The sequence below is a fragment of the Nocardioides sp. zg-1228 genome (assembly GCF_017086465.1).
In the GTDB taxonomy this organism is placed as follows: Bacteria; Actinomycetota; Actinomycetes; order Propionibacteriales; family Nocardioidaceae; genus Nocardioides.
Genome location: NZ_CP070961.1, coordinates 1561494 through 1583215 on the forward strand (window position 1 = coordinate 1561494; position 21722 = coordinate 1583215).

27 protein-coding genes are annotated in these 21722 nt (G+C 72.9%); 15 read left to right on the top strand and 12 right to left on the bottom strand.

Annotation, left to right across the window (positions count from 1 at the left end; translation table 11 throughout):
• The first annotated feature begins 254 nt into the window (after positions 1-254).
• The 3 genes from JX575_RS07530 (at position 255) to JX575_RS07540 (ending at position 2688) form a co-directional block, all read left to right on the top strand.
• The gene (locus JX575_RS07530) at positions 255-1409 is read left to right on the top strand and encodes an IS30 family transposase (RefSeq protein ID WP_206054552.1); all 1155 of its coding nucleotides are present in this window, start codon (positions 255-257) and stop codon (positions 1407-1409) included.
• A 102-nt stretch (positions 1410-1511) separates the two neighbouring features.
• Positions 1512-1919 (top strand): hypothetical protein, encoded by a 408-nt coding sequence (locus JX575_RS07535; protein ID WP_186341834.1) that lies wholly within the window; start codon positions 1512-1514, stop codon positions 1917-1919.
• Between the two features lie 238 nt (positions 1920-2157).
• Positions 2158-2688 carry a GNAT family N-acetyltransferase gene (locus JX575_RS07540; protein ID WP_186341835.1) on the top strand — a complete coding sequence of 177 codons (531 nt, stop codon included), beginning with the start codon at positions 2158-2160 and terminating at the stop codon, positions 2686-2688.
• A 75-nt stretch (positions 2689-2763) separates the two neighbouring features.
• Here JX575_RS07540 and JX575_RS07545 read toward each other — a convergent pair whose 3' ends face one another.
• A complete protein-coding gene (locus JX575_RS07545) occupies positions 2764-3153 on the bottom strand; it encodes a hypothetical protein (RefSeq protein WP_186341836.1) in 390 nt (129 codons plus the stop codon).
• 70 nt (positions 3154-3223) lie between these two features.
• Positions 3224-3751, bottom strand: a complete 528-nt coding sequence (gene cobU / locus JX575_RS07550; RefSeq protein WP_186341837.1) for a bifunctional adenosylcobinamide kinase/adenosylcobinamide-phosphate guanylyltransferase — start codon at positions 3749-3751, stop codon at positions 3224-3226.
• Between the two features lie 57 nt (positions 3752-3808).
• Between cobU and JX575_RS07555 the strand changes: the two genes are divergently transcribed.
• Entirely contained in the window at positions 3809-4687 is an 879-nt protein-coding gene (locus JX575_RS07555; RefSeq protein WP_186341838.1) for an SDR family NAD(P)-dependent oxidoreductase, read from the top strand.
• 33 nt (positions 4688-4720) lie between these two features.
• Here the strand turns inward: JX575_RS07555 and JX575_RS07560 are convergent, their stop codons facing one another.
• Both JX575_RS07560 and cobT read right to left on the bottom strand, forming a co-directional pair.
• Complete coding sequence (locus tag JX575_RS07560; RefSeq protein WP_241005379.1) at positions 4721-5485, bottom strand: adenosylcobinamide-GDP ribazoletransferase; 765 nt, start codon at positions 5483-5485, stop codon at positions 4721-4723.
• The gene (gene cobT, locus JX575_RS07565; RefSeq protein WP_186341839.1) at positions 5482-6522 is read right to left on the bottom strand and encodes a nicotinate-nucleotide--dimethylbenzimidazole phosphoribosyltransferase; all 1041 of its coding nucleotides are present in this window, start codon (positions 6520-6522) and stop codon (positions 5482-5484) included. The genes JX575_RS07560 and cobT overlap by 4 nt, the downstream gene beginning before the upstream one ends.
• A 54-nt stretch (positions 6523-6576) precedes the next feature.
• Between cobT and JX575_RS07570 the strand changes: the two genes are divergently transcribed.
• Genes JX575_RS07570 through JX575_RS07585 form a run of 4 tightly spaced genes read left to right on the top strand, consistent with a single transcriptional unit; the run spans position 6577 to position 9526 of the window.
• Positions 6577-7101 (top strand): 2'-5' RNA ligase family protein, encoded by a 525-nt coding sequence (locus tag JX575_RS07570; RefSeq protein WP_186341840.1) that lies wholly within the window; start codon positions 6577-6579, stop codon positions 7099-7101.
• Between the two features lie 22 nt (positions 7102-7123).
• Positions 7124-7327 (top strand): hypothetical protein, encoded by a 204-nt coding sequence (locus JX575_RS07575; protein ID WP_186341841.1) that lies wholly within the window; start codon positions 7124-7126, stop codon positions 7325-7327.
• Positions 7328-7334: 7 nt separating this feature from the next.
• Positions 7335-8435, top strand: a complete 1101-nt coding sequence (locus tag JX575_RS07580; protein WP_186341842.1) for a beta-eliminating lyase-related protein — start codon at positions 7335-7337, stop codon at positions 8433-8435.
• A gap of 56 nt (positions 8436-8491) precedes the next feature.
• On the top strand, positions 8492-9526 hold the full coding sequence (locus tag JX575_RS07585; protein ID WP_186341843.1) for an arginine deiminase-related protein: 1035 nt from the start codon (positions 8492-8494) through the stop codon (positions 9524-9526).
• 55 nt (positions 9527-9581) lie between these two features.
• Here JX575_RS07585 and JX575_RS07590 read toward each other — a convergent pair whose 3' ends face one another.
• A complete protein-coding gene (locus JX575_RS07590) occupies positions 9582-10910 on the bottom strand; it encodes an endonuclease/exonuclease/phosphatase family protein (RefSeq protein ID WP_186341844.1) in 1329 nt (442 codons plus the stop codon).
• A 132-nt stretch (positions 10911-11042) separates the two neighbouring features.
• Here JX575_RS07590 and JX575_RS07595 point away from each other — a divergent pair, with 132 nt between their 5' ends.
• Together JX575_RS07595 and JX575_RS07600 are read left to right on the top strand one after the other, a co-directional pair.
• A complete protein-coding gene (locus tag JX575_RS07595) occupies positions 11043-11657 on the top strand; it encodes a hypothetical protein (protein ID WP_186341845.1) in 615 nt (204 codons plus the stop codon).
• A 10-nt stretch (positions 11658-11667) separates the two neighbouring features.
• On the top strand, positions 11668-12330 hold the full coding sequence (locus JX575_RS07600) for a GPP34 family phosphoprotein (RefSeq protein WP_186341846.1): 663 nt from the start codon (positions 11668-11670) through the stop codon (positions 12328-12330).
• A 122-nt stretch (positions 12331-12452) separates the two neighbouring features.
• Here JX575_RS07600 and JX575_RS07605 read toward each other — a convergent pair whose 3' ends face one another.
• The gene (locus tag JX575_RS07605) at positions 12453-12890 is read right to left on the bottom strand and encodes an Hsp20/alpha crystallin family protein (protein ID WP_186341847.1); all 438 of its coding nucleotides are present in this window, start codon (positions 12888-12890) and stop codon (positions 12453-12455) included.
• A 151-nt stretch (positions 12891-13041) separates the two neighbouring features.
• Here JX575_RS07605 and JX575_RS07610 point away from each other — a divergent pair, with 151 nt between their 5' ends.
• Positions 13042-13386 (top strand): MerR family transcriptional regulator, encoded by a 345-nt coding sequence (locus JX575_RS07610; protein ID WP_186341848.1) that lies wholly within the window; start codon positions 13042-13044, stop codon positions 13384-13386.
• Here JX575_RS07610 and JX575_RS07615 read toward each other — a convergent pair.
• On the bottom strand, positions 13378-14361 hold the full coding sequence (locus JX575_RS07615) for a 5'-3' exonuclease H3TH domain-containing protein (RefSeq protein ID WP_186341849.1): 984 nt from the start codon (positions 14359-14361) through the stop codon (positions 13378-13380). The genes JX575_RS07610 and JX575_RS07615 overlap by 9 nt on opposite strands.
• A 101-nt stretch (positions 14362-14462) precedes the next feature.
• Here JX575_RS07615 and JX575_RS07620 point away from each other — a divergent pair, with 101 nt between their 5' ends.
• On the top strand, positions 14463-14786 hold the full coding sequence (locus JX575_RS07620) for a putative quinol monooxygenase (protein ID WP_186341850.1): 324 nt from the start codon (positions 14463-14465) through the stop codon (positions 14784-14786).
• Positions 14787-14816: 30 nt separating this feature from the next.
• Here the strand turns inward: JX575_RS07620 and JX575_RS07625 are convergent, their stop codons facing one another.
• On the bottom strand, positions 14817-15473 hold the full coding sequence (locus JX575_RS07625; RefSeq protein WP_186341851.1) for a hypothetical protein: 657 nt from the start codon (positions 15471-15473) through the stop codon (positions 14817-14819).
• Between the two features lie 118 nt (positions 15474-15591).
• Positions 15592-16569 carry a zinc-binding dehydrogenase gene (locus tag JX575_RS07630; protein WP_186341852.1) on the bottom strand — a complete coding sequence of 326 codons (978 nt, stop codon included), beginning with the start codon at positions 16567-16569 and terminating at the stop codon, positions 15592-15594.
• A 122-nt stretch (positions 16570-16691) separates the two neighbouring features.
• Here JX575_RS07630 and JX575_RS07635 point away from each other — a divergent pair, with 122 nt between their 5' ends.
• Positions 16692-16991: a DUF3253 domain-containing protein gene (locus JX575_RS07635; RefSeq protein ID WP_186341853.1), complete on the top strand. Its 300-nt coding sequence runs from the start codon at positions 16692-16694 to the stop codon at positions 16989-16991.
• Positions 16992-17006: 15 nt separating this feature from the next.
• Here JX575_RS07635 and JX575_RS07640 read toward each other — a convergent pair whose 3' ends face one another.
• Positions 17007-18434 carry a TIGR00366 family protein gene (locus JX575_RS07640; RefSeq protein ID WP_186341854.1) on the bottom strand — a complete coding sequence of 476 codons (1428 nt, stop codon included), beginning with the start codon at positions 18432-18434 and terminating at the stop codon, positions 17007-17009.
• Between the two features lie 161 nt (positions 18435-18595).
• On the opposite strand from JX575_RS07640, the gene JX575_RS07645 reads away from it, so the two are divergent.
• Both JX575_RS07645 and JX575_RS07650 read left to right on the top strand, forming a co-directional pair.
• Positions 18596-19207: an ATP-dependent Clp protease proteolytic subunit gene (locus tag JX575_RS07645; protein WP_186341855.1), complete on the top strand. Its 612-nt coding sequence runs from the start codon at positions 18596-18598 to the stop codon at positions 19205-19207.
• The gene (locus tag JX575_RS07650; protein WP_186341856.1) at positions 19204-19806 is read left to right on the top strand and encodes an ATP-dependent Clp protease proteolytic subunit; all 603 of its coding nucleotides are present in this window, start codon (positions 19204-19206) and stop codon (positions 19804-19806) included. The genes JX575_RS07645 and JX575_RS07650 overlap by 4 nt, the downstream gene beginning before the upstream one ends.
• Positions 19807-19856: 50 nt before the next feature.
• Here the strand turns inward: JX575_RS07650 and JX575_RS07655 are convergent, their stop codons facing one another.
• Together JX575_RS07655 and JX575_RS07660 are read right to left on the bottom strand one after the other, a co-directional pair.
• Positions 19857-20180 carry a helix-turn-helix transcriptional regulator gene (locus JX575_RS07655; protein ID WP_186341857.1) on the bottom strand — a complete coding sequence of 108 codons (324 nt, stop codon included), beginning with the start codon at positions 20178-20180 and terminating at the stop codon, positions 19857-19859.
• A gap of 73 nt (positions 20181-20253) precedes the next feature.
• Positions 20254-21714, bottom strand: coding sequence for a protein adenylyltransferase SelO (locus tag JX575_RS07660; protein ID WP_186341858.1), 1461 nt, complete (start codon positions 21712-21714; stop codon positions 20254-20256).
• Positions 21715-21722 lie beyond the last annotated feature (8 nt).

Below are 21722 nucleotides of genomic sequence, written 5' to 3' on the forward strand. Positions count from 1 at the left end.
TGCATCACGGATGACGACTCTGGCACCCTGCCTTATCGTTAGCGGCCAGCCTGCTCAACGCCCAGCGCTGGTACTGGGCGTCACTGAACCCAAGGATGACGGCACCGTTCGAGTCGGGCCAGGCCCCAGGAGGCGCCGTCCCTCAGTGGGCGGCGACCTCCGAAAACACCTCAGGACATGGCGCCCTCTACGCGCGCATCTCGGGGTGCTCTCAAGGGGTCAGCGCAACACTTCCTTAACTCGAGGAGGTTGCGGTGGGACGTGGTGACTACGAGAAGCTGACGCCAGAGACGATCGACGCGCTGTGGGCGAGGCTGCGTGAGGGGCAGGCAGCGAAGCCGACAGCTCGGCAACTGGGTCTGTCACCGAGCACGGTGCGTACCTACCTGCTGCGCTGTGGTGGGGTCAGACCCGATCCTCGGCGTCGATCACGTTGTCGCCTGTCGATGGCGGAGCGCGAGGAGATCTCTCGGGGCTTGGCGGCCCAGGAGTCGATCCGAGCCATCGCGACTCGATTGGGTCGAGCGCCCTCGACGGTTAGCCGAGAGATCAACACCAACGGCGGGCCCAGGCGATACAGAGCAGCCAGAGCCGATCGTGAGGCGTGGTCGCGTGCGACCCGTCCCAAGGCGTGCAAGCTGGCTGTGAACCCGGTGCTGGCTGGCATCGTGGCCGAGAAGCTTCAGCGACGATGGTCACCCCAGCAGATCGCAGGCTGGCTCAAGTCCACCTACCCCGACGACCCGGAGATGCACGTGTCCCACGAGAGCATCTACCGCACCCTGTTCGTCCAGTCCCGCGGCGCGCTGCGCAAAGAACTGACCGCTCACCTGCGCACCGGGCGGGTGATCCGGCGACCCAAGGGAGTTCGGTTGCCCGACGGTCGTGGCGGCCGGCCCAACACGCTGCACATCTCCGAGCGACCGGCCGAGGTAGAGGACCGGGCGGTACCCGGCCACTGGGAAGGCGACCTGGTGTTCGGCAAAGGGATGAGCCCCGTTGCCACCTTGGTGGAGCGCTCGACCCGGTTTCCTGATGCTGGTCGCGCTACCTGTGGCAATCACAAGGCTGACGCGGTCGCCGATGCGCTGGCTGCCGCAGTCACGACGCTGCCGCAGCAACTGACGAAGTCCCTGACCTGGGACCTCGGCCACGAGATGGCCCAACACCAGCGGTTCACCGTCGCCACCGGTGTGCAGGTCTACTTCTGCGATCCGAAGTCGCCGTGGCAGCGTGGCAGCAACGAGAACACCAACGGACTTCTGCGTCAGTACCTGCCCCGCCGGGTCGACTTCCGCACCTTGACCCAAGACGACTTCGATGCCATCGCTCAAGAGCTCAACGAACGCCCTCGACAGACCCTCGGCTTCAAGACACCATCACAAGCACTAGCCGAGGTGTTGCGCTGACCGCCTGAACCCGCAGGCATGAGCGGGCGCTCGGTTCGCGGCGGGTCCGGCGTTTCAAGCGACCTCCCTGCAGGCGTCGCGCGAGTGCGCCACACTGCCTCAGTGAGCGCCGGGCGGATGGGGAGAGCCGTATCTCTTGCCTGTGTCGTGATTTCGCTCAGCGCGTGCGGCGGGGCACGAGCCGTCGACGGCGGTGACGCGACCGTGCTGGTTGCCGAACGAACTGGTGGAGGCATGGACGCACGCCTCGAGGGAACCCTTGCGGTCGTCGATGGGTGCTTGGGCATCACTGATGTCACTACGTATCGCGACACGGTCGTCGTATGGCCGCACGGCACCGAGGTGACGAGCGACGCCCCCACCACCATCGAGCTCCCCGGCGTTGGCGAGATCGCTGTCGGCGAGAAGGTCTCCGTCGACGGAGGCGTGGACAGGAGCACCACGGGTCGGGTCGGCGGGCTGGTCGTCCCGTCCTACTGCGACAGCACCGAGATCTGGCTCGCGCGCTGACTGACTGGACCCGCACGGACGACTCGCCCCGGGGACCAGACCCAGCCTCAGCGAACCTTCCACGTCGTCGGAGGCCACCAGACTCCGCATCCCCGGACCACCGTGAAGGTCGAACGTGGGCAACACCTGATCCTCGCCCCTGTAGCCGGCCGCCCTGACGTACGCGCCGACGTAGGTGCGGACGCCCCGGTCACCCGAGGTGGAGGGCCCGTCCACGACGTGTGGGAGCGTGGGAGCCGTGACCGTCCCGACCATTCGTCCTGCTCATGAGGCCGACATGGAGCGTCTGGTCGATGTGGAGGTCAAGGCGGGGCAGCTGTTCCACACCGTTGGCATGTCACAGGTCGCTGAGGACGTGCCGGACAGAAGCGATCTGCGCGAGGCCATTGAGCGAGCGCAGGTCTGGGTGGCGCAGTTCGGTGCGGAGATCGCGGCGTACATCACCGCGGAGGTGCTCGACGGGAACGCGCACGTGGCCCAGGTGTCGGTAGCACCCGCGTACGCCGGTCGACGTATCGGTCGGGCCTTGCTCGAGTTCGTGGAAGCCTGGGGTCGCGACGCCGGGCTTCCTGCCACCACGTTGACGACCTTCAGAGACGTCCCGTGGAACGGCCCCTACTACCTCCGTCTCGGCTATCGGGTCCTTGCAAGCAACCACGTCGGCCCGGAGCTGGCTCGGGCGATGGCACACGAGGCGTCGCTCCCAGGGATCGACGCCTCCCTGCGGTGCGCGATGATCAAGCCCAACCATCCGCCCGCCGTCACCTGACGGGCCAGCCACAGGATCAGCCTGTCCTGCAACCGCGACGACGACGGTCTGCCGCGCGATGAACGCGCTCCTGCGTCAGCGCACCTGGCGCGCGACCGCGCGGGACTGCTCGCGGGCCTCCTCGCCCGGAGGAGCCCAGTGCCACGCCCATGTCAGGGAGGCGCCGTCCCAGCCCGGGTGGATCTCCATGGCAGGTCCCTCGACGTCCGCGACGTAGCGTCCGGGGCCCGTCCTCCGGAAGGTGACGACCGTGGGGAACTCACTGGCGACGACGTGCAGAGCGGAAGCCGTCACGATGGTGTGCTCGACGTGCTGGAGTCCGGAGACACCGACGGCCTCGTAGTCGACGCTCATCGCGTGCTCGGTCAGTCGGCGTACATCGATGCGGCACTGGCAGTCCCCGCTCTCCGGCCCGGTCACCGTCCCTCGGTAGAGCCCTGCGGGGACGGCCAGCATGTTCACCATGGCGCGATTGCACCACAGCGCGGACGAACCTGCGGTGGTCATCGCGGTCGTCACGCAGGGACGGGTCCGGTCAGAGTCGCAGCACGCGCCCGGCGACGACGAGGTGCACCTCGTCGCAGGCGGCGGCGACGCGTTGGTTGACCACGCCGAGCAGGTCGCGGAAGAGGCGACCGGAGCGGTGCTCGGGCACCACGCCGAGGCCGACCTCGTTGGTGACCAGGACGACGTCCTGCTCGCACCGCACCAGCGCCTCGACGACCTCGTCGGTGCGCGCCAGCACGAGGTCGTGGACGGCGTCGGAGTCGTCCTCCCACGCGTCGTGGGTGTCGATGATCGCGGTCAGCCAGGTGCCGAGGCAGTCGACGAGGAGGGGGTCGCGGGCCGCGGTGAGCGCCCCGGCCAGGTCCTGCGTCTCGAGGGTGCCCCAGGAGTCGGGGCGCCGGGCGCGGTGGGCGTCGATCCGGGCCGCCCAGTCGGGGTCCTGCTCGCGGTCGGGGGGCGTCCCGGTGGCGACGTAGGTGGCCGGTGCGCCTCCGATCAGGTCCTCCGCGTGGGTGGACTTGCCCGACCGCACGCCGCCGGTGACCAGGATCCGCATGGCGCGATCCTGTCAGGTCGCCGCGGATCGGACGCAGCCGCATGGGTACGGGTCGACATGACCGCCGACGACCCGACCCCGTCCAGTCCCGCCGACGCCACCGCAGAGACGACCGGCGACACGACCGGCGACACCGCCTCGGGAGGCGGTCGTCCGCTCGCGGTCGTGACGGGCGCCTCGAGCGGCATCGGTCTCGAGCTCGCCAAGCAGTTCGCCGAGCACGGCTTCGACCTCCTCGTCGCGGCCGAGGACGACGAGATCACGGTCGCCGCGGCCGTCCTGCGGGCCGAGGGCGACGGGGAAGTCGAGGCGGTGCAGGTTGACCTGCGCAACGAGCAGGGAGTGGCCGCCCTCTACACCGCCATCCGTGCGGACGGTCGCCCCGTGGCCGCCATCGCGCTCAACGCCGGCCACGGACAGGGCGGCGCGTTCGTCGACACGGACCTCGCCGACGAGCTCTCGATCATCGACCTCAACGTCGTCTCGACCGTGCGCCTGGCCAAGCTCGTGCTCCGCGACATGGTGGCCGCCGACGCGGGCCGGGTGCTGGTGACGTCGTCGATCGCCGCGACGATGCCGGGCTCGTTCCAGGCGGTCTACAACGCGTCGAAGTCGTTCCTCCAGTCCTTCACCGAGGCGCTGCAGGACGAGCTCAAGGACACCGGCGTCACGCTGACCTCGCTGATGCCCGGACCGACGGACACCGACTTCTTCGAGCGCGCCGACATGGCCGACGACACCGCGGTCGGCACGTCGAAGAAGGACGACCCCGCGCAGGTGGCCCGCCAGGGCTTCGAGGCGCTGATGGACGGCAAGGCCCGGGTGGTCGGCGGCGGACTGAAGACCAAGGTGCAGGAGGCCGCCGGCAAGGCGATGCCCGACAAGCTCAAGGCGGCGATGCACCGCAGGATGGCCGAGCCGGGCTCCGGCGACTGACCGACCCCGGGAGAGGGCCGCGCGCAGCAGCCGTCAGCCAGTGGCGGCGGCCAGGACCAGCACGGCGAAGGTGACCTCCACGGCCGCGCCGAGCACGTCGCCGGTGATGCCGCCGAGGCGGCGTACGCACCGCAGCAGCAGGGCCAGCACGACGGCCACCGCAGCCGCCAGTCCCACCACGGTCGATGCGGCCGAGCCGAGCCCGTGGCCCGCGAGGGCCGCGGCCGCGCCGCAGACCAGGAGCGACGCGACGGCGGCGACGACCGGCACCGAGCCGACGTGCGTCGCTCCCAGGCCGTCCGGGCGTGCCGCGGGCACACCGCGCACGCACGAGACGGTCAGCGCGACGCGCGAGACGCACACCAGCAGCCCGACGACCCACCAGCCCCGGTCGTCGCGCACCACGGCCGTCAGCCCGGCCGCCTGGAGCCCGGCGACGAGCACCACGGCGACCACCCCGGCCGGGCCGACCGGGCCGGTGCGCATCACCTCCAGCGAGCGGGCGGGGGAGTAGGAGGCGGTGAGCCCGTCGGCGGTGTCGGCGAGCCCGTCCCAGTGGAACGCCCGGGTGCCGAGGGCCAGCGTCAGCACCACGACGTACGCCGTCGCAAGCGGAGGCAGGCCGATCCAGCCGCCGACCAGCACCACGACCGCCGCGGCGGCCGCGAGCGGCAGCACGGCCAGCGGCGCGAGAGCCATCGCCAGCCCGGCGACCCCGCGGTCGACCCGGCTCGGGGGCGGGACCCGCACGGCGGTGAGGGTCCCGGTCGCGAGCAGCCAGGCGTCGCGCACGATCACGAAGGCATGATCTCCGACAGCAGCGCCACTTCGCGCAGGACGGCGATCGCCGAGCGCAGCACCGGGACGGCGGCGACCGCACCGGACCCCTCGCCCAGCCGCATGCCGAGGTCGAGGACCGGCTCCAGGCCCAGGGACTTCAGGGCGTGCGCCTGCGCCGGCTCGGTCGAGCGGTGCCCGGCCAGCCACCACGCCGCGGCGCCCGGCGCGTGCGCCTCGGCCACGACCGCGCAGGCGAGCGACATCAGGCCGTCGAGGAGGACCGGGACGCCCCGCGTGGACGCCTCGACCAGGAAGCCGACGGTGGCGGCCAGGTCGGCGCTGCCGAGCGCGGCGAGCACCTCGACCGGGTCGGACGTGCGGCCCTGCGCGCGGGCCAGCGCCTGCTCGATCACGTCGCGCTTGCGGCGCCACCCGTCGTCGTCGATGCCGGTGCCGCGACCGGTCACCTCGTCGGCGGGCAGCCCGAGCACGGTCGCGACGAGAGCCGCCGCGGCCGTGGTGTTGCCGATGCCGAGGTCGCCGGTCATGAGCAGCTGGGCGCCGTCGTCGATCTGCTCCGCGGCGAGCTCGGCGCCGAGGGCGAGCGAGCGCTCGGCCTCGTCGCGCGTCAGGGCGTCGGCCAGGTGGATGGGCTCGGAGCCGCGGCGCACCTTGCGGGCGGTGACCGCGTCGGGCAGGTCGTCGAGGTCGGCGTCGACGGCGACGTCGACCACGCTCACCGCGACGCCGTGCGCACGCGCCAGCGCGCTCACGCCCGCGCTCCCCGCCACGAGGGTGCGCACCATCGCCTCGGTCACGGCCGCCGGGTAGGCGGACACGCCGTGGGCGGCGACGCCGTGGTCGCCCGCCAGCACCACGAGGCGGACGTCGGTCAGCGGGCGCGGGGGCACGACGCCCTGCGCGGCGCACAGCCACGCCCCGAGCTCGCCGAGACGGCCGAGCGCCCCCGGTGGGGTGGCGAGTGCGGCGACGCGATCGCGCGCGAGGGTGGCGATCTCGGACGGGGGCGGGGCGATGCGCGGCGACTGGGTCATGGCGCCACCAGCCTAGTGAGGCGCGCGCCCGGACGGCCTGCGAGTCTTGCCCGGGTGACCGGCCACTCCGTCCTGCAGCTCCCGGTGCCGGCGCTCGAGGAGTGGGTGCGCGAGCGCACCGCCCACTACGACGCCGGTTTCGTCTCGACCGACGCGCGCTTCGGGCACGCGCACATCACCGCGCTCGGTCCCTTCGCGCCCAGCCCCACCGACGCGGACCTCGGCACGGTCGCGGCGATCGCGGCCGCGACCCCGCCGGTCGCGGTCAGGCTGGCGCGGCTGGACCAGTTCCCCAGCGGGATCATCCACCTCGTGCCGGAGCCCGACGAGGCGCTCCGAGACCTGACCGCGCGCCTTGTCGCGGCGTTCCCCGCGTGGCCGCCGTACGGCGGGGAGTTCGGCAGCGACGTGCGCCCCCACCTGACCGTGGACGCGGCCTCCGACGACGTCGACCTGGCCTCCACCGCCGCGCGGCTCGCCGACGTCGTGCCCGTCGACGTCGTGCTCGACCGGCTCCAGCTCGCCTGGTGGGAGACCGACCGCTGCCATGTGCTGGCGGAGTGGCCGCTCGGTCGGTGACCGGACGTGCGAGGATCACCGCATGGCTACCTGGGCACACCTCGAGATCACCGTCGACGACCAGGGCAACGTGGAGGTCGGCGGCTACAACGCCGACCCCGAGGCCCTCGTGGAGGACACCGAGTCGTGGGAGGACCTGCTGTCCACCCTCGGCCTCAGCGGCTGGGAGCTGGTGCAGGTCATCCCGGGCGTCGAGACCACCTACTGGTTCAAGCGCCAGTCCTGATCCCGGCGTGAGCGAGGTCCACGACCGCTTCCGGTCGGCGTCGGCGGGCGCCGAGTGGATCTTCCACCGTCCGCCGTCGACGCCCGCGGCGATGCTGCGCGACCTCGCCGACTTCGCCGAGGCCCACGACATCGGGTGGGACCGCTACGGCGAGCGCGGGGCCGTCGCCGAGCTCGAGGCGCGGGTCGCCGGCCTGCTCGGCAAGCCGGCGGCGGTGATGTTCCCCAGCGGCGTGATGGCCCAGCAGGCCACCCTGCGCGCGTGGTGCGACCGCGCGGGCTCACGCCGCGTCGCCCTGCCCGACCTGTCGCACCTCGTGCGGCACGAGCAGGACGGTCCCCGGCGGGTGCTCGGCCTGGAGCTGGAGTGGCTCACCACCGGCCCCCGCACCGCCACCGACGAGGACCTCGCCGCCGTCGGCGGCCGGCTCGGGGCGGCGCTGGTCGAGCTGCCGCTGCGCGACGCCGGCTGTCTGCTGCCGCCGTGGGACGAGCTCGTCGCCCTCTCCGCCGCCGCCCGCGAGCGCCGGGTGCGGCTGCACGCCGACGGGGCCCGGATCTGGGAGTCGGTCTCCTACTGGGGCCGCGACCTGGCCGAGGTGGCCGAGCTGTTCGACTCGGTCTACGTCTCGCTCTACAAGGGGCTCGGCGGCTCGAGCGGGGCACTGGTCGCCTGCCCCGAGGACCTCGCCGGCGAGCTGCGGTCGTGGCGGCAGCGGATGGGCGGCACGCTCTACTCCATGACGACGGCGGCGCTCGGCGGGCTGAAGGGCCTCGACGAGCACCTGTCCGACTTCGCAGAGCATCGGGCCTGGGCGGTCGCGCTGGCGGTGGCGCTGCGCGAGCGCGGCTTCCGCACCGTGCCCGACGAGCCCCACATCGCCACCTTCCTGGCCTACGCGCCCGGCACGGCCGAGGAGGTCAACGAGCGCGTCATCGCCTTCGTCGAGGAGCGTGGCCTCGTCCCGTGCGGGCTGTGGAGCGGCGCCGACGTGCCGGGCTGGGTGCAGACGGAGCTGACCTGCTACGAGTCGGCGTCCCGGCGCGACCCGGCCGAGGTGGCCGACACCATGGCCGCGGCCGTCGGGCTGGGCGCGGCTCACCCCTAGCCCGGCGTGGTCGCCGCGCCTCCGGGCGTCGCGGGGCCGTGGCCTACATTCCTCCCGTGAGTGCCCAGGCCCCAACCGCGGTGATCCTCGTCCGCGCGACCAGCTTCGTCCCCAACCCCGCGACCGCGGCCGACAACGCGTTCCAGTCCGAGGCCCCTGCGGGGCAGACCGACTACACGACGGCCGAGAAGGCGCTGGCCGAGATGGACGCGCTGGCCGCGGCGCTGCGCGACGTCGGCGTACGGGTGCACGTCTTCGACGACGACGACCACACCCGCCCCGACAGCGTGTTCCCCAACAACTGGGTGTCCACCCACGCCGGTGGCACCGTGGCGGTCTACCCGATGTACGCCTCCAACCGCCGCCACGAGCGGCGTGCCGACGTCCTGGAGCTGCTGAAGTCGGAGTACCGCGTGCAGGCGATCATCGACTACTCCGGCCTGGAGCCCGACGGCGTCTTCCTCGAGGGCACCGGCGCCATGGTGCTCGACCACGTCTCGCGGGTGGCCTACACCGCGCGCAGCCACCGCGCCGATGTCGCCGTGCTCGAGCGCTTCTGCACCGACTTCAACTACGAGCCGATGGCCTTCGACGCCGTCGACTCCGACGGCGTGCCGGTCTACCACACCAACGTGCTGGCCTGCATCGGCACCGACGTCGCGCTGATCGCCCTGGAGATGATCCCCGACGAGCACCGCCGCGAGCAGGTGCGCGAGCGGCTCGCCGTCACCGGGCGGACCATCGTCGAGCTCACCGAGGCGCAGGTGCGCGAGTTCGCCGGCAACGCCGTCGAGCTGTGCGGCCGTACGCCCGACGGCAGGCGTCGCTACGTGATGGCGATGTCGGGCCGCGCCCGACGCTCGCTGCGCCCCGCGCAGGTGGCCGCCATCGAGGAGACGTGCGAGATCGTCTCGGTCGAGATCCCGACCATCGAGCTGGCCGGCGGGTCGGTGCGGTGCATGATCGCCGGCATCCACCTCGACCGGCGCCCGCCGCTGGCGGAGGCCGAGCTCACCGAGGCCGTCGAGGCGATCAACGTCGACGACCCGATCACCCCCGACGGCCGCTACGTGGCCAAGGACTACGTCTGACCCGGACCGCGATCTGGGGGCACCGGATCGGCCTCCGCCGCCCCCTCGGCGACGGTCAGTGCCCGTGCCCGTGCCCGTGCCCGTGCCCGTGCCCGTGCCCGGTCCGCACGTCGAGCCAGACCAGGCGGTGGTCGGTGACCGGGAACGGGTAGGTGCCGACGAGGCGGAACAGGGGGTCGGCCGCGACCGGCCAGAACACGCCGGCGCCCGCGACCGCGAGGCGGCTGCTCGGCAGCACGTAGTCGACGCGCAGGTTGCCGGGGGCGTTGTCGGCGAAGTCGGCGGTGTCCTCGGCCGCCGGGCCGGTGTGGGTGAGGTTGGCGCCCCGGTCGCGTGCGGTGGCCTCGACCGCGCCGGCCGAGGTGGGGTGGGGATCCTGGATGCCCGGGTGGTCGAGCAGCTGGAGGATCGCGTCGGCGTAGGAGTCGCCGTCGAACGGGTCGGCGTTCTGGTCTCCGGCGACCACGAAGTCCTGGCCGCGACCGAGGCCACCCGTGGCGCCCTCGTCGTCGTAGATGTAGGACGCCGCCCGGCCGCCGCTGACGTAGTCGGCCCAGAAGCGGATCTCGTCGTGGTTGCGCCGCCCGTTGCGGTCCTCCGGGCCGTCGAAGCTCGGCGGCGTCGGGTGGGAGACGAGGAAGTGGACCGGCTTGCGCCCCGGGATGCGGATCGGCACGTCCCAGTGCGACTTCGAGGACAGCCGGAGGACGTCGAGCTCGGCGGGGGAGTACCAGCCGTCGGGCAGCACCGCGCCCCGCATGTCCTTCCACAGGAATCGCTGGAAGGTGCGCACCTCGTCGGTGGCGATCGGGTACTTCGAGTAGACGACCATGCCGTACTGCCCGGGGAACAGCCCGAACCCCAGGGAGTCGTCGCCGCCGGCTTGGGTGCCGGGGACGCCGACGACGCCGTTGTTGTCGAGGTCGTAGCCGCTCGGCACGCCGGTGTTGCTCGGCGCGACGTAGTAGTAGGGGTAGTCCACCGGGGCGGCGCCGTTCTGGCCCACGGCGAGGTAGTTGTCGCGGAACAGCTCGGCCGCCTCACCGTCCGGCGCGTAGTCGAACTCGTTGACCAGCACCACGTCGGCGTCGGCGCGCTGGATCGTCTCCGCGGCTCCGGCGGCCTGCGGGTTGCCGGGCGTCGAGAGGTCGGCGACCAGCCCGCCCTCGGTGCCGCGGTTGAGCGAGGCGTTGAAGGTGGCGAAGCGGACCTCGGTGGACCGGGGCGGCGTGCCGGGCTTGCCGGGCTTGGTGGGATTGCCGGGTTTGGCGCTGGCTGTGCCGCCCGGCCCTGCGGCCGGCGAGGCGAGCGCGGGCCCGCCGAGTCCGGCGACGGTGAGGGCCGCGACGGCGGCGAGGGCGAGGCGGGTGTGCCGAGAGCGCATGGGGGTGGGTGCCTTCCGAGTCAGGGGGTCGCCAACGTACGACGCAGCCGCCCGGTCGTGGAAGACGGGTGCGGCCGTCCACATCGCTGCCAGGGCACCGACCCCACGACGGGCCCTGCGATGCTGTCGCCCGTGATCCCCAGCCCCCGGCGTACGGCCATGCTCCTCGTCGGGTGCGTCGTGCTCGGCACCGGCGTCGCGCTGCTGCTGGCGGCCGACCTGGGCTCCGACGGGTACTCGACGTTCGTCAACGGCCTCACCCTCACCTCCGGGGTGGCCTTCTGGATCGTCAACCTGGTGGTCGGCGTGGTGCTGGTGCTGCTGGCGATGCTGCGCGGGGTCCGCCCGGGGGTGGGCACCGTCGTGCAGGTGGTGCTCGTGGGCATCGTCGTGTCGGCGGTGCTCGACCTGCTGGCGACGCCGGACGCGCTGGGGTGGCGCGTGGCGCTGCTCGTCGCGGCGTTCCCGCTGCTCGCGGTGGGCATCGCGCTCTACCTCGGCAGCCACACCGGCGCCGGTCCGGCGGAGGCGGCGGCTCTCGCGTGGGACCCGCCGGTGCCCTTCCGGTGGAGCTACAGCGTCGTGCAGGGCGGGGGAGCGCTGGGCGGCTGGCTGCTCGGCGCGACCGTGGGGGTGGGGACGCTCGCGGTGATCCTGCTCCTCGGTCCAGCGGTGGACCTCACGGCGCGGATCCTGTCGCTGGATCTCCACCAGGAGGCGGATCCCGCCGATCAGCGGTCGACCTAGTCTGAGCGCCATGTTGATCTGCGAGGAGCTGTTCCTGCTGCTGCGACGCGACGACGGCAAGCCCGAGAGCGCCATGGCGCACCGGGGCTACGGCCTGGCCGCGGCCATCGTCACCGACCTGGTGGTCGCGGAGCGGATCACCCTGAGCGACGACAAGGACCCCCGGATGACGGTGCTCGTGCCGGGACCGGTCGGGCACCCGGCGCTCGACGCGGCGATGGCGCGCCTGGAGCAGAAGGACGGCAAGAAGCTGTCGTCGCTGGTGACCGACGGCAAGCTCGCCGTCGAGCGCGAGGTGGCGGTGGCACTCGAGGCGGCCGGGACGATCGACATCGAGGAGAAGCGCGCGCTCGGCCTGGTGCCGGAGAAGTACCCCGTGCGCGATCCCGAGCCGGAGCGACGGGTCCGCGAGCGGCTGCGTGCGGTCCTGCTGGGCAGCACCCCGACGCCCGCCGACGCGAGCCTGCTCTGCATCCTGCAGGGTCTCGAGGTGGCGCCGAAGGTGCTCGAGGACGAGTCGGGGGCCCTGGGCAGGAAGGACCTCAAGCGGCGCATCGCGGAGATCTCCACCGACGTCGTCGCCGGCGAGGCGGTGGCGAAGGCCGTGGCGGCGATGAACGTGGCCATGATGACCGCCGTCGTCGTGCCGATCGTGGTGACGAGCGGCAACTGATCGCGGCGCCGCCGTGGTCTGCCGGGTCCGGACGTGGAGCGGTCGCGAGACCGCAGCACACTGCGCAAGGGCTGCGGTCCCGCGACCAGGGGCGAGGGATCGGGCGACGGATCGGGCGAGGATCAGGCGCTCAGCTCGGCGTGCTCGCTGCCGCGCCCCGATCCCGTCTGGGTGATCTCGATCTTGCGGGGCTTGGCCTTCTCGGCGACCGGGACGATCAGCCGCAGCACGCCGTCGGTGTAGGACGCCTCGATCCGCTCGAGGTCGAGGTTGTCGCCCAGCACGAGCTGGCGGCTGAACGCGCCGCGCGGGCGCTCGGAGGCCAGCGGCTCCCAGTCGCCGTTGCGGGCGACGCGCTCGGCGCGCACGGTGAGCACGTTGCGCTCGACGTCGAGGTCGATGGTGTCGGCGTTGACGCCGGGCAGGTCGAACTCGATGACGAAGCGGTCACCCTCGCGCCAGGCGTCCATCGGCATCACCGCGGGACGGTTGGTCGTGCCCAGCAGCTGCTGGGTGAGCCGGTCGAGGTCACGGAACGGGTCAGTGGTGCGAAGCAACATCGTCTCCTCCTGGTTCGGTGCCGGGTGGACCGTGGGTCCACAACCTGTATTAATGGTTATAGGTTTCTTATAGCCCATCTGTCAGACTTGGTGCAAGCCCCTCGCGACACCGACGAGGGACGCGATCCCGACGACCCGAGGAGGTGCCCGCGTGGCGGCTGACGACCACGGTGTGTACGCCATCTCGGTGGCGGCCTCGATGGTCTCGATGGAGATCCAGAACCTGCGCGTCTACGAGCGGCGCGGGCTGCTGCGCCCCGACCGCACGGAGGGCGGCACCCGGCTCTACAGCGCCGACGACGTCGCGCGCCTCGCGCGGATCCGCGACCTGCTGGCCGACGGGCTCAACCTCGCCGGCGTCGCCCGGGTGCTGGACCTCGAGGACGAGGTCGACCGGCTCCGGGCGCGGCTCGACGAGGCGGGCGATGAGTCGGGCAATGAGTCGGGCGATGAGTCGGGCGATGAGTCGGGCGATGAGCGGCGGGAGTCAGCCTGACGCCGGCCGGCCGGTGAGCACCCGCACCGCGAAGTCGGTGGTGAAGTCGTTGTCGAGGAAGCCGACCACCTTGGTCACCCGGTCGAGGTCGAGCGGCAGCAGCCCGCGCGAGCCGGGCACGTCGGGGGTGAGCCCGAGGTCGAGGTCGTCGCGGCCCGACATCATCGCGACGTTGAAGTCGTAGCGCTCGCGGGCGCCGTCGGCGCGCAGCCGGCGTACGACGGTGCTGCCGACGCGGCGACCGCCCGTCTCGGCCGCCCAGTCGTCGAGGGCCGCACGCAGCCCGTCGCCGTCGTTGTGGTCGACGTCGGCCCAGGCGGCGTCCATCGACCCGGCGACGTCGAGCAGGATCGCGGCGGTCTTCTCGCCGATGCCCTGCACGCCCGGCAGGTTGTCGCTGGAGTCGCCGCGCAGCGCCGCGAACGCGAGGTAGTTGGCCGGGCGCACCCCGTAGAGGTCGAACAGCCGCGCGGGGTTGAGCATCGGCGAGCCGTGGATGCCGCCGTCGATCAGGCGCAGCACCCGGGTGTGGGGGCTGATGTGCGCGAAGGCGTCGCGGTCGGAGGTGATGATCACGCAGTCCCAGCCGTTGGCGGTGGCCCAGGTGGCCCCTGACGCGTTCACGTCGTCGGCCTCCAGCCCGGCCGGGGTCACGGTCGCGAGCCCCAGCGCGTCGAGGAGGGCACCGGCCCGGTCGAGCTGGTCGACGAGCTCGGGGTCCTTCTCGGCCCGCCCGGCCTTGTAGTCGGGGTAGCGGTCGCGCCGCAGCGAGCCCGTGCGGTCGTCGAGGCCGAAGACCACGGCGTCGGGGGCGAACGAGTCGATCGACTCGAGGATCTGGCGGAGCATCCCGTGCAGTGCCCAGATGGGCCGGCCCTGGCGGTCGCGGAGCCCGGTGTGCGAGCGGGCGTGGTGGTTGCGGTGGAGCAGCGACGGCGCGTCGACGACGAGCAGCAGGCGACGGGACCGGGTCATCGGGCGGTGGGGTGCGCCGGGCCGGTCATGCGCCCACGATAGCGAGCGGCCAGCGTCCTAGGCTCGGGGGTGACAACCCCGTCCACCCCAGGAGTGAGACCTTGATCTTCATCACCGCGAAGTTCTCCGTGAAGCCCGATCACGCCGACGACTGGCCCGAGATCTCGCGCGCCTTCACCGAGGCGACGCGCGCCGAGGAGGGCTGCCTGTGGTTCGACTGGTCGCGGAGCCTGGCCGACCCCCACGAGTACGTCCTCGTCGAGGCCTTCCGCGACGGTGCGGCCGGGGCTGCCCACGTCGGCTCGGAGCACTTCAAGGCCGCCCAGGCCGAGCTCCCGCAGTACCTCGCCCGCACCCCGGACATCGTGAGCACCGAGGTCGACCAGGACGGCTGGAACGAGCTCGGCGAGATGCGGGTCGGCTGACCGGTGGGTGGGTGAGGCGCCGCGGCCCGGTCAGGAGGGCGGGTGGCTGACGTCGACGACGAGGCGCGGCGGGTCGGTGAGCGCGAACGCCCGGAAGGGGCGCGCGTCGCCGTCGAGGCCCACGAACACCTGGAGGTATCCCTCGAACCAGCCGCCGACGCGGACCTCGGCCAGGTCACCGGACGGGCCGAGGCGACGGGGGGTCTCGTAGGACCCCGGCTCGGGCATGGCGGTGCCGGACGCGCTGATCGTCAGGACGCGGTCACCCTCGAGCGGCACGATCTCGCCGCTGCCCTCGGCGACTGCCTGGTCGGCAAACTCCACGGCCCAGCCCGGCGCACCGCTGCCGGCGAGCTCCAGCACCAGCCGGTCGAAGCCGTCGTGCTCGCCGAGGCGCACGTCGGCCAGCTGCAGGTCCCACTCGCCGGAGGGCTCGCTGAGCTGCACCTCGGTGGCCGGACCGAATGCGGGCCCGTCGGGCGTCGCCGGCGCGGTCGGCGGCTCCGTGCTGGGCTCGGTCGCCGGCTCCGTGCTGGGCTCGCTCGGCGGCTCGGTGCTGGGCTCGGTGGGCTCGCTGGTGGGCTCGGTGGCGGGCGGATCGGTCGCGCTCACCCCGGTGGGCGTGACGCCGGTGCCGCACGCGGCCAGCAGCAGCCCGCCCGCCGTCACGGCGAGTGCTGCTCCCACACCACGCCTCATCATCGTCCCCGTCCCGTCGTTCGGTGGCCGTCGGGCGCTCCTCGCGCCCCGTGCGCCCAGCCTAGGGGCCGCGGCGTCGCGCGCGCGTGACCCCGCGGCGTGGGTGTCACGGGCGCAGCAGGATCTTGCCGCGTCGCCCCGGCGCCGCACTGGCACGCGCGGCGTCGGCGATCTCGTCGAGGCCGTAGACCTTCTCGACCGGCAGCGTCAGCGTCCCGGACGCGATGCCGGTGACCAGCTCACCCATCAGCGCTGCCCGCTTGTCGCGCGCCATGGCGGGGAAGACCTTGCTGCCCCAGAAGCCCTTGATGACGACCTGCTTGAAGATCACGTCACCCGAGCTGATCTCCATCGTGGGCGAGGCCATGGCGCCGAAGACCACCAGCACCCCGTCCTCCGCCAGGAGGGAGACGACGTCGCCGGCCGAGGTGCCTCCGACCGAGTCGACGCCGGCGACGACGGGCGCCTCGCCGACGATCTCGCGCACCCGCTCGCGCCAGCCGTCGTCGTCGGTCGCGACGACCCGCTCGATGCCCTGCTCGCGCAGCTCGCCGACGCCGTCGGAGCGGCGGACGAGGCCGAGGACGTTGACGCCGCGCGCCGCGGCCAGCTGGGCGACCAGGCGGCCGACCGCGCCGTTGGCGGCGTTCTGCACGATCCAGTCGCCCTCGGAGACCTCGAGGAAGTCGAGCAGCGCGATGGCGCTGAACGGCATCGAGACCAGCTGCGCGGCGGCCTCGTCGCTGATGCCGTCGGGCACGGGGGTCAGCCCGGCTGCCGGGGCGACGACCCGCTCGGCCCAGGCGCCGAAGGTGCCGCCCGTGGCGACGCGCTGGCCGACGGTGAGACCGTCGACGCCCTCGCCGAGCGCCTCCACCACGCCGACCAGCTCGGTGCCGGCACGGGCCGGCATCTCGGGCTTGAAGCCGTAGCTGCCACGCACGGTCCAGAGGTCGTGGTTGTGGATCGGCGAGAGCAGCACGCGCACGAGGGCCTGGCCCGGGCCGGGCTCGGGGTCGGGCACCTCCTGGACCGAGAGCACCTCGGAGGGGTCGCCGAACCTGGGCTGGACGAGTGCGCGCATGGGACTGCCTCTCGGATGAAGGTCGAACGGACAGAGGGCACAACCACCGATCCGGGCCGGCTATGCCGGACCGTGCCCATGGGGGTGAGGTCGGAGCGGCGCGAGCGGCGCACGCTGGGGGCATGCCCGGCGACCCGACACCCGGCGCGCCGTCGGGCCGGCCCGCGACGGCCGATGTGGATCGGCGGCTCGAGGCGAGCATCCTCGAGCTGCTGGCCCGCCGCGCCCCCACCTCGACGATCTGCCCGTCCGACGCGGCGCGGGCGGTCGGCGACGCCGACTCGTGGCGCGAGCTGATGGAGCCGGCGCGCCGGGCGGCCCGTCGCCTCGTCGACCGGGGCCGGGTCGAGATCACCCAGGGCGGCCGGGTCGTCGACCCGGCCGCGGCCACCGGACCGATCCGCATCCGGCTGCGGCGTTGACGCGTCGGCGCCCGGTCAGGGCATGACGGGCGGGACGAACTCAAAGGTCATCCCGAGCAGCCACAGCAGGATCAGCACGACCGGCAGGTGGAAGACGAACTGCAGGAAGGTGAATCCGACGAGGTCGCGGGCACGCACCCCGAGCACCGCCAGCAGAGGCAGCATGAAGAACGGGTTGACCAGGTTGGGCAGCGCCTCGGCGGCGTTGTAGATCTGCACCGTCCAGCCGAGGTTCATCCCGACGTCGGTGGCCGACTGCATGACGTACGGCGCCTCCACCAGCCACTTGCCCCCACCGGACGGGACGAGGAGCCCGAGCAGCGCCGTGTAGATGGCGATGACGACGGCGAACGCGCCGCCGCCGCCGATGTCGGTGAACAGGTCGGCGAGGTGCTCGGAGACGGTGATCCCGCCGCGGCCCTCGGCGCGGGTCAGCACGGCGGCCATCGCGGCGTACAGCGGGAACTGCACCAGCACGCCGGCGGTGGTCGGCACGGCCTTGGTGACCGCGTTGAGGAACCCGCGCGGGGTGCCGTGGAGGACCAGGCCGAGGATCAGGAACACCATGAGGTAGCCGTTGAGGCTGCTGATCACGGTGAGGAAGGGCAGGGTCGCGAGCTGGTGGACGAGCCAGCCGAGGGTCAGCAGCCCGACGAGGGCCGGCAGCACCCGCGAGTACTCGAGGCGCTCGCCGGGACGGGTGCGCGGCGCCATCGGCTCGACCTCGTCGGAGAGGTCGACGTCCATGTCCTCGGCCGTGCGGACCGCGTCGCCCTGTGGCGCCGACGCCCAGGCGACGGCGACGCTGAGGACGATGAGGACGACCGCCATCACGAGCGACTGCCAGGTGAGGATCGTCGCGCCGAAGTCGAGGACACCGGTGATCTCGAGCAGCTCCGGCGGCAGCGACGCCGGGGTCGCCTGCAGCTGGGCGGCGGACGAGGACAGGCCGAGCGCCCAGACCGCGCCGAGGCCGAGGTAGGCCGCCGCGCCGAGCGCCCGGTAGTCGGCGCGCAGGTCGGCGCGGCGCGCGATCGCCCGGGCCAGCAAGCCGCTGAAGACCAGGCTGAGCCCCCAGTTGAGCATCGACACCACGCACGACAGCAGCGCGACGAACGCCACGGCACCGCGCGGCGTCGAGGGGTAGAGCGCGATGCGCTCGATGATCCGCGCGACCGGCGGGGACGTGGCGACGACGTAGCCGGTCAGCACGACCATCGCCATCTGCAGCGTGAACGTCGCGAGGTCCCAGAAGCCGCCGCCGAAGGTCTCCGCCACCGTGACCGGGCTCGAGCCGTTGACCATCGCCGCGACCGACACCAGCACGACGCCGGCGAGGGCGAAGACGTAGGCGTCGGGGAACCACTTCTCGGTCCATGCGGCGCTGCGCTGGGCGAGGCGGGCGAGGCCGCGTTCTTCCTGGGTCTCCGAGACTGTCGACATGGAGCAGCAACGTAGCGGAGTGCGCGTCGGTTGACGCGTGCGCCGGCGGCGCTCGTGTGCGACACCTCCGCACCGATCGACTGAGCCGGCTCCGCCCGGAGCGGATCCGCCCCGGGCGGAACGCCCTGTGGCGCCCGCCCGGCGCCCGTCAGGCTGGCGGCATGACCACCCACACCACCTCCGGCATCGAGGACGAGCTCGTCCGCCGCCTGATGCTCCAGCGGATCATCGTCCTGGGCGAGGAGCTGCGCGAGGACAACGGCAACCGCCTCATGCACCAGCTGCTGCTCCTGTCGGCCGAGGATCCCCGCGCCGACATCAGCCTCTGGATCAACTCCCCGGGCGGCTCGGTGTCGTCGATGCTCGCCGTCCACGACGTCATGCAGCTGATCCCCAACGACGTCAGCACGCTCGCGATGGGCATGGCCGCCAGCGCCGGGCAGTTCCTCCTCTCCGCCGGCACACCCGGCAAGCGCTACGCGCTGCCGCACTCGCGGGTCCTGCTCCACCAGGGATCCGCGGGCATCGGCGGCACGGCCGTCGACATCGAGATCCAGGCCGACGACCTGCGGCACACCCGCGACACCGTGCTCGGGCTGATCTCCGAGCACACGGGGCAGGACCGCGAGACCGTCGAGCGCGACTCGCGCCGCGACCGATGGTTCAGCGCTCCCGACGCCCTGGCCTACGGCTTCGTCGACCAGGTGATCAGCTCGGTCGATCACGTGACGCCGGCGCGCGCCCGCACCGTCGGCCTGGCGGGTGTGCGATGAGCAGCTACGCGATCCCGTACGTCGTGCAGCAGACGCCGCGCGGCGAGCGCACCCTCGACCTCTACTCCCGCCTGCTGTCCGAGCGGATCGTCTACCTCGGCACGGAGATCGACGACGGCGTGGCCAACACGGTCATCGCCCAGCTGCTCCACCTCGCCTCGGAGAACTCCGAGCTCCCGATCAGCCTCTACGTCAACTCGCCCGGCGGGTCGATCACCGCGATGCTGGCCGTCTACGACGCGATGCAGTTCGTGCGGCCGCCGGTCGAGACCGTCTGCGTCGGACAGGCCGCGTGGACCGCCGCGGTCCTGCTGGCCGGCGGAGCACCCGGTCGCCGCGCGATCCTGCCCCACGGCCGGGTCGTGCTGCACCAGCCCGCCACCCAGGGACGCGGCACCATCCCCGACCTGATCCTGGAGGCCGACGAGGTGGCACGCGTGCGGCTGCTGCTCGAGGAGGTGCTGGCCCGGCACACGGGCCGCACCGCGGAGCAGATCCGGCAGGACACCGACCGGACGCTCGTGCTGCCGGGAGCGGCCGCCGTGGACTACGGGATCGTCGACACCGTGCTGCACGAGCAGGGCCCGGCGCTGGGCTGACAGGCGGGCAGGGAGGGCGGGGAGGGCGCGGCGGGGCGGGCCCGGGCGGGTCAGGCGGCCAGGGCGAGGGCGTCCGGTCGGCCGGCACGCACCGCGAGCCGCCGCACGCTCAACTCGAGCGCGCCGGCGATGGCGTGCAGCATCTCCGACGACGGGTCCTTGAGGCCGCGCTCCACCTCGGAGAGGTACTGCACCGACACTCCCGCGCGGCCCGCGACGTCGACGAGCCGCTCGCCGCGCCGCCGGCGCTCGCGGTGCAGCTCGCGTCCGACGAGCTCGCGCCACAGCGGCTCGGGCGCCTGGTCTGCCGACTCGTCCGGCGGGCGGGCGAGGCGACCGGTCGCGGGATCGGGGAACCGCACGATGTCTCCCATGTGCTCGAACCTAGCTCCTCGGGGTCGGTTGCCCTCACGCGTTCTGCTCAGCGCGGAACGTCCGCGGGGCCCTTCACGTGCCGCAGAAGGTCTGGTAGCCGGCGAACGACTCGGGAGCCGGCTCGGCGTAGCGCTCCAGCCCCGGACGCTCGTCGTAGGGCGAGGTGACGGCCTCGACCAGCCGGTCGAACGGGGCGAGGTCGCCCGCGGTGGCGGCGTCCAGCGCCTCCTCCACGAGGTGGTTGCGCGGCACGTAGACCGGGTTGGTCCGGTCCATCGCGGTCGCGTCGGGTCCCAGGCGCAGCCAGCGGGCGGCCCATGCGTCGAAGGCGGCGAGGTCGAGGACCAGGCCGCGAGCGGGCTCGGTGTCCCCGCGGGCGGCGGCCCCGAGGCTGCGGAAGAACGACGTGTGGTCGACGTGCTCGGCCTGGAGCAGGCCGACCAGGTCGGCGACGATGCTCGACGCCTCGGCCGGGTCGACGTCGTCGGGCAGGCCGAGCTTGGCGCGCATCCCGGTCGACCATGCGGTGGAGTAGAGGTCGCGGAACCTGCCGAGCGACTCGACCGCGAGCGCCACCGCCGCGTCCTGCTCGTCGGCCAGCAGCGGGAGCAGCGACTCGGCGAATCGGGCGAGGTTCCACTCGGCGACGACGGGCTGGTTGCCGTAGGCGTAGCGCCCGCCGGTGTCGATGGAGCTGTAGACCGTCGCGGGGTCGAAGGCGTCCATGAACGCGCACGGGCCGTAGTCGATCGTCTCGCCGGAGATCGTCATGTTGTCGGTGTTCATCACGCCGTGGACGAACCCGACGTGCATCCATTGCGCCACCAGGGAGGCCTGGGCGGCGACGACGGAGTCGAGGAGCGCGAGGTGGGGGTGGTCTGCCTCGGCCGCGGCCGGGTGGTGGCGGGCGATCGCGTGGTCGGCGAGGCGGCGCAGCAGGTCGACGTCGTCGCTCGCGCGGGCGTACTGGAACGTGCCCACCCGGAGGTGGCTGCTCGCCACCCGCGCCAGCACGGCTCCCGGCAGCACCGTCTCGCGCTGCACCGGACGCCCGGTGGCGACGACCGCGAGGCTGCGGGTGGTGGGGATCCCGAGTGCGTGCATGGCCTCGCTGACGACGTACTCGCGCAGCATCGGGCCGACCGCGGCGAGACCGTCGCCGCCGCGGGAGAACGGCGTGCGGCCCGAGCCCTTGAGGTGCAGGTCGCGCAGCCGCCCGTCGTCGTCGGCGAGCTCGCCGAGCAGGAGGGCGCGGCCGTCGCCCAGGCGCGGTGAGTAGCCGCCGAACTGGTGGCCAGCGTAGGCCTGGGCCACAGGAGTGGCGCCCTCGGGGAGGAGGGTGCCGGTGAGGAGCCCGAGGCCGTCGGCGCGCAGCCAGTCGGGGTCGAGGCCGAGGTCGGCGGCGAGCAGCGCGTTGAGGGCGAGCAGCCGCGGATCCGGGGTGGCGACGGCCTGCCACGGCAGGGCCAGCTCGGGCAGCTCGCGCGCGAAGCGGCCGTCGAGGACGAGGGTCGGGGAGGGAGCCGAGGTCACCTCCTCGA